Annotated in this window: 6 protein-coding genes and 1 pseudogene; 2 read left to right on the forward strand and 5 right to left on the reverse strand. The window is 52.1% G+C overall.

What is annotated here, in order from left to right:
* Positions 1-221, reverse strand: a 221-nt coding sequence (locus BHE85_RS10350; protein ID WP_005004670.1) for an IS1 family transposase, incomplete at its 3' end; no start/stop codon positions are given.
* A 57-nt stretch (positions 222-278) separates the two neighbouring features.
* Here BHE85_RS10350 and BHE85_RS10355 point away from each other — a divergent pair.
* Both BHE85_RS10355 and BHE85_RS10360 read left to right on the forward strand, forming a co-directional pair.
* Complete coding sequence (locus tag BHE85_RS10355; protein WP_001023523.1) at positions 279-1,058, forward strand: adenine nucleotide alpha hydrolase family protein; 780 nt, start codon at positions 279-281, stop codon at positions 1,056-1,058.
* On the forward strand, positions 1,055-1,915 hold the full coding sequence (locus BHE85_RS10360; RefSeq protein ID WP_004985808.1) for an electron transfer flavoprotein subunit alpha/FixB family protein: 861 nt from the start codon (positions 1,055-1,057) through the stop codon (positions 1,913-1,915). Before BHE85_RS10355 ends, BHE85_RS10360 begins: the two co-directional genes overlap by 4 nt.
* A gap of 147 nt (positions 1,916-2,062) precedes the next feature.
* On the opposite strand, the gene BHE85_RS10365 is transcribed toward BHE85_RS10360, so the two are convergent.
* The 4 genes and pseudogenes from BHE85_RS10365 to queD form a co-directional block, all read right to left on the reverse strand.
* Complete coding sequence (locus tag BHE85_RS10365) at positions 2,063-2,638, reverse strand: glycerol-3-phosphate responsive antiterminator (RefSeq protein ID WP_001130265.1); 576 nt, start codon at positions 2,636-2,638, stop codon at positions 2,063-2,065.
* Between the two features lie 16 nt (positions 2,639-2,654).
* Positions 2,655-2,915, reverse strand: coding sequence for a ferredoxin family protein (locus tag BHE85_RS10370; protein WP_000109371.1), 261 nt, complete (start codon positions 2,913-2,915; stop codon positions 2,655-2,657).
* Positions 2,906-4,173: pseudogene (locus tag BHE85_RS10375) on the reverse strand (FAD-dependent oxidoreductase). Before BHE85_RS10375 ends, BHE85_RS10370 begins: the two are co-directional and overlap by 10 nt.
* Positions 4,174-4,250: 77 nt before the next feature.
* A complete protein-coding gene (queD, locus tag BHE85_RS10380) occupies positions 4,251-4,613 on the reverse strand; it encodes a 6-carboxytetrahydropterin synthase QueD (RefSeq protein WP_000108294.1) in 363 nt (120 codons plus the stop codon).
* Positions 4,614-4,968 lie beyond the last annotated feature (355 nt).

Genomic DNA, 4,968 nt, shown 5'->3' on the forward strand with positions numbered 1-4,968 from the left:
CCCATAATGCGTGCACTGGCGCGACATCCGACGCCATTCATGGCCATATCAATGATTTTCTGGTGCGTACCGGGCTGAGAGGCGGTGTAAGTGAACTGTAGTTGCCATGTTTTACGGCAATGAGAGCAGAGATAGCGCTGATGTCCGGCAGTGCTTTTGCCGTTACGCACCACGCCTTCAGTAGCGGAGCAGGAAGGACATCTGATGGAAATGGAAGCCACGCAAGCACCTTAAAATCACCATCATACACTAAATCAGTAAGTTGGCAGCATTACCGAATGAACATTCTGTTAGCGTTTAAAGCCGAACCGGATGCCGGAATGCTGGCGGAAAAAGAGTGGCAGGCGGCGGCTCAGGGTAAAAGCGGACCGGATATTTCGCTACTGCGAAGTTTACTCGGTGCTGATGAACAGGCCGCTGCCGCGCTGCTGTTGGCGCAGAGAAAAAACGGTACGCCGATGTCTTTAACCGCGTTGAGCATGGGGGATGAACGGGCATTGCACTGGCTGCGCTATCTCATGGCTCTTGGGTTTGAGGAAGCTGTATTGCTGGAGACGGCGGCAGATCTGCGCTTTGCGCCGGAATTTGTCGCTCGCCATATTGCCGAATGGCAGCATCAGAATCCGCTGGATCTGATAATTACCGGCAGCCAAAGCAGCGAAGGGCAGAATGGGCAAACGCCATTTTTGCTGGCGGAAATGCTGGGCTGGACCTGCTTCACCCAGGTGGAGCGTTTCACTCTCGACGCGCTGTTTATCACCCTCGAACAGCGTACTGAACATGGGTTGCGTTGTTGCCGGGTTCGCTTGCCTGCGGTGATTGCCGTGCGTCAGTGCGGTGAAGTGGCCTTGCCAGTACCGGGAATGCGCCAGCGAATGGCTGCGGGGAAAGCAGAAATTATCCGTAAAACTGTTGCTGCCGAAATGCCAGCGATGCAGTGTCTGCAACTGGCAAGAGCAGAGCAACGACGCGGAGCGACGCTGATTGATGGGCAAACGGTAGCAGAAAAAGCTCAAAAGCTATGGCAGGACTATTTACGCCAAAGGATGCAGCCATGAATATCGCAATTGTGACAATAAATCAGGAGAATGCCGCAATAGCAAGCTGGCTGGCGGCGCAGGATTTCAGTGGTTGTACCCTGGCGCACTGGCAGATTGAACCTCAGCCTGTAGTGGCGGAACAGGTGCTGGATGCGTTGGTGGAACAGTGGCAGCGAACGCCTGCGGACGTTGTTCTCTTTCCGCCGGGAACGTTTGGCGATGAACTGTCGACCCGGCTGGCCTGGCGTTTACATGGTGCAAGCATCTGCCAGGTGACTTCGTTAGATATTCCAACCGTAAGCGTGCGCAAATCCCACTGGGGAAATGCGCTAACGGCGACGCTGCAAACAGAAAAACGCCCGCTATGCCTTTCTCTGGCGCGTCAGGCGGGAGCAGCGAAAAACGCCACGTTGCCCTCTGGAATACAACAACTGAACATTGTCCCGGGTGCGCTTCCCGACTGGCTGGTTAGCACAGAGGATCTGAAAAATGTTACTCGCGACCCATTAGCTGAGGCCAGACGGGTGCTGGTGGTGGGGCAGGGCGGAGAGGCAGATAACCAGGAAATCGCTATGCTGGCAGAAAAGCTGGGAGCCGAAGTGGGCTACAGTCGGGCGCGAGTGATGAACGGTGGCGTTGATGCTGAAAAAGTGATTGGTATTTCCGGACATTTGCTGGCACCTGAGGTGTGTATTGTTGTTGGCGCTTCCGGCGCAGCAGCGTTAATGGCGGGCGTACGCAATAGCAAGTTTGTGGTGGCGATTAATCATGACGCCAGCGCTGCGGTATTTTCACAGGCAGATGTTGGCGTGGTTGATGACTGGAAAGTGGTGCTGGAGGCACTGGTGACAAACATTCACGCAGATTGCCAATAATGTGTTGCCGGATGATCCTGCCTACGGTTCTGGCCTGGGGACTTGTAGGCCTGATAAGACGCGTCAAGCGTCGCATCAGGCGCTGAATGTCGGATGTGGCGTGCGGCCTACAAATCAAACCAAATTCAATTGGTTACGATTATCCCGTCAAAGTAATTTTTTCGCTAACGTCCAGACCCCGGTATTCGTGGTGGAAAGCGCCACGACACCCGCGTTAATCGCATTACACGCATCTTCTTCATCGCACACCAGCCCACCGGCAATCAGCGGTTGGCGGATTTTCTCTGTCACCCAGCCCAGCACTTTGGGCATACAGCCTGGCAGGATCTCAATACAATCCGGATTCGATTGCGCAACTTGCTTATCAATGTTGTGAAACGAAATTGAATCAACAATAAACAGGCGATGAATACAGAAAAAACCTTCCGCTCTTGCCGCTTTCAACATTGAGGCTTTGGTACTGATAATGCCGTCCGCCTCGGTCACCAGTTTCAAAAACTGAATCACGACTTCTTTATTTGACGCGCCTTCCAGCAAATCAACATGAATAAAAGCATATTTCCCGGCGTTCTTAATCTTTTTAACGATATTACTGATGGTGCAGATATTGCCGTACAACACGGAAATAAACTGGCATTCAGAGTCGATTGCCAGTTGCAGGCTGGCATTATCTTTAACGGCAGCAATCACCGGATTCTGGCGGAGCAGGTGTAAGAGGGGCATAAATTATCCTTATTATTTATCCAAAGCGGTAGGTGATGCCGAATCCGGAAGGCGGATAGCGCCACTGTTGTAGTGTGGATTCGTCGCACAGCAAACGGCAGGTGCCACACTCCAGGCAGCCGTGATAATCAACGCGTAAGTCACCTTCCGGTGTGAGCGAAAAAAGACCTGCCGGACAGGCGTTAATCAACCATTGTACCATCTGACGCTCAACGGAGTCAGCCGGAACAATGTGCGGCGCATCAGCAACGCGCCAGAGATTATGGGCTACAGACATCGCAGACTCCTGATAACATCGCCCGCCAGATGCCACAGGCCATGACGACGTAAATGACGCCAGAATAACTGGCGCAGCGGTGGAACAGGTTTATCACCCTGATCCCATAAATCGCGGGAAATATCCTGCATTAACGCAGGCCACGCCCGATACCAGCCAGGGCGTTGCAAAAGCGCCGGAACATGCTGATAACGTTGTAGAACATCCCATAGCAGGCTGCGCTCTACGTTGTGATGATAAAGCGCAAACAGATTTTGCGGCTCGCGGTGCTGGCAGGCGCTTATCAGCGTTTGTGCCGCCTGCGCGCCAGTCAGCGCCATACCCATGCCGCGCACGGAAATTCCGGTATTGACGCAACTGCGCAACGCATCGCCCACCAGCTGCCAGCCGTTACCGGCGTATTGCACCGGCATACTGTGCAAGCCACCTTCTGGCACCAGATGCGCACCATACTCCAGTGATTCCGTGTTTTTGATAAGCGGGCGCACTGCCGGATGCGCTTTAAAGCGAGTCAGCAGCTCGCTTGCCGGAACACGACTTTGCGTAAGGGAAGAGAGCGGGCAAACAATCCCTAACGAGAGCGTTTGTTGATTAGTATAAAGAAATGCGCCGCCGGGTAAGTCATCACAGATTCCGCCGCTGAACAGCAACGCTGCGCCTTCGTTATTCTCCAGATGAAAACGTTCTTCAATAGCGGATGTTTCCAGCGACAGCACTTCTTTGATCCCCAACGCCATCGCTTCGCCAGCAGGACGAGTCACTAACCCGTGACGTTCAGCCAGGACGCTGTTGGCACCTTCTGCCAGCACCACATAACGGGCGCGGAGAATATCGTCACCACAAATAACGCCACAGACTCTGCCGTTTTCTTCATACAGTGCATCCACCGTCGCTCCGGGGATACATTCGACACCTTCTTTTTCGGCTTCGGCAACCAGCCACGGATCGAACCGTGCACGTAATACACTCCAGGATTCACCGCCGGGCTGTAAGCTGGAAAACGTCGTTACGCCATCGGGCGTTAACAGGGAAAGGCTTTCGTGAGTGATGCGTCGTTCAAGAGGCGCGGTCAGATGAAACTGAGGGAGGAGTTCCGCGAGTGCATGGGTATATAACCGTCCGCCGGAAAGATTTTTGCTGCCGGGGATTTCAGCGCGTTCCAGTAACAAAACGGATAAACCCGCTCGCGCGCAGCGTAACGCGCAAGCGTGCCTGCAATACCGGCACCAATAATAATAATGTCGCAGTCGTCTTCCATGTCATGCCCCAGATATCCTGAACACAATACCCTAACATAGCGTTACTTAAGGGAAATTGACCGCCGACACACTCTTATCATTCGCCGCGATAGATACAACCAGCGGTGCAGGTTTCTTTTACCATCACCGCACTTAACAGCGGCACAACGGGTTTAACCTGATCCCAAATCCATTTTGCTAAAACTTCGCTAGTTGGGTTTTCCAGACCTGGAATATCATTGAGATAATGGTGATCGAGGCGCTCATAAGTTGGCTTAAACGCCGCTTTTAGTTCAGCGAAATCGATAATCCAGCCCGTATGCGGATCGACTTCCCCGGTAATTTCCAGTCGCACCATAAAGGAATGCCCGTGCAGGCGACCACATTTATGCCCTTCCGGGACGTGTGGTAAGCGGTGAGCGGCTTCGAAGGTGAAATCTTTAAATAACGTGGTGGACATCATAATTTCTCTACAGGACGATAAAACCGCCGTAGAGTACCGGAAAGGCTGTTTTTTCGCATTATCTAAAACGACTTTGTTGCGCAAAATCGCTGATTTATCTTAATGATTGGCTAAATTCATTTGTTTTTCATTGGGTTGGTTAATCTATTTTGTTGTTAAAGACTATTGCTAAAACAGGTTAGTCGATTTGGTTATTAGTTATCGCTATCCCGTCTTTAATCCACACCGTTCACCCCGTTAACCTTATCTTCTTTGAAGTGGCACACTGAATTTGGCCACCTGAACAGAGGTGATATGCTCACCTCAGAACAACACAGGTGCTCCAATGAAAAAAAGAAATTTTAGCACAGAG

This window comes from Shigella sp. FC1567 (assembly GCF_001743015.1).
Taxonomy (GTDB): domain Bacteria; phylum Pseudomonadota; class Gammaproteobacteria; order Enterobacterales; family Enterobacteriaceae; genus Escherichia; species Escherichia coli.

Coding starts and splice junctions, on each gene's coding strand:
- BHE85_RS10365 (WP_001130265.1), bottom strand. CDS start 2,638: ATGCCCCTCTTACACCTGCTCCGCCAGAATCCGGTGATTGCTGCCGTT.
- queD (WP_000108294.1), bottom strand. CDS start 4,613: ATGTCCACCACGTTATTTAAAGATTTCACCTTCGAAGCCGCTCACCGC.
- BHE85_RS10360 (WP_004985808.1), top strand. CDS start 1,055: ATGAATATCGCAATTGTGACAATAAATCAGGAGAATGCCGCAATAGCA.
- BHE85_RS10355 (WP_001023523.1), top strand. CDS start 279: ATGAACATTCTGTTAGCGTTTAAAGCCGAACCGGATGCCGGAATGCTG.
- BHE85_RS10370 (WP_000109371.1), bottom strand. CDS start 2,915: ATGTCTGTAGCCCATAATCTCTGGCGCGTTGCTGATGCGCCGCACATT.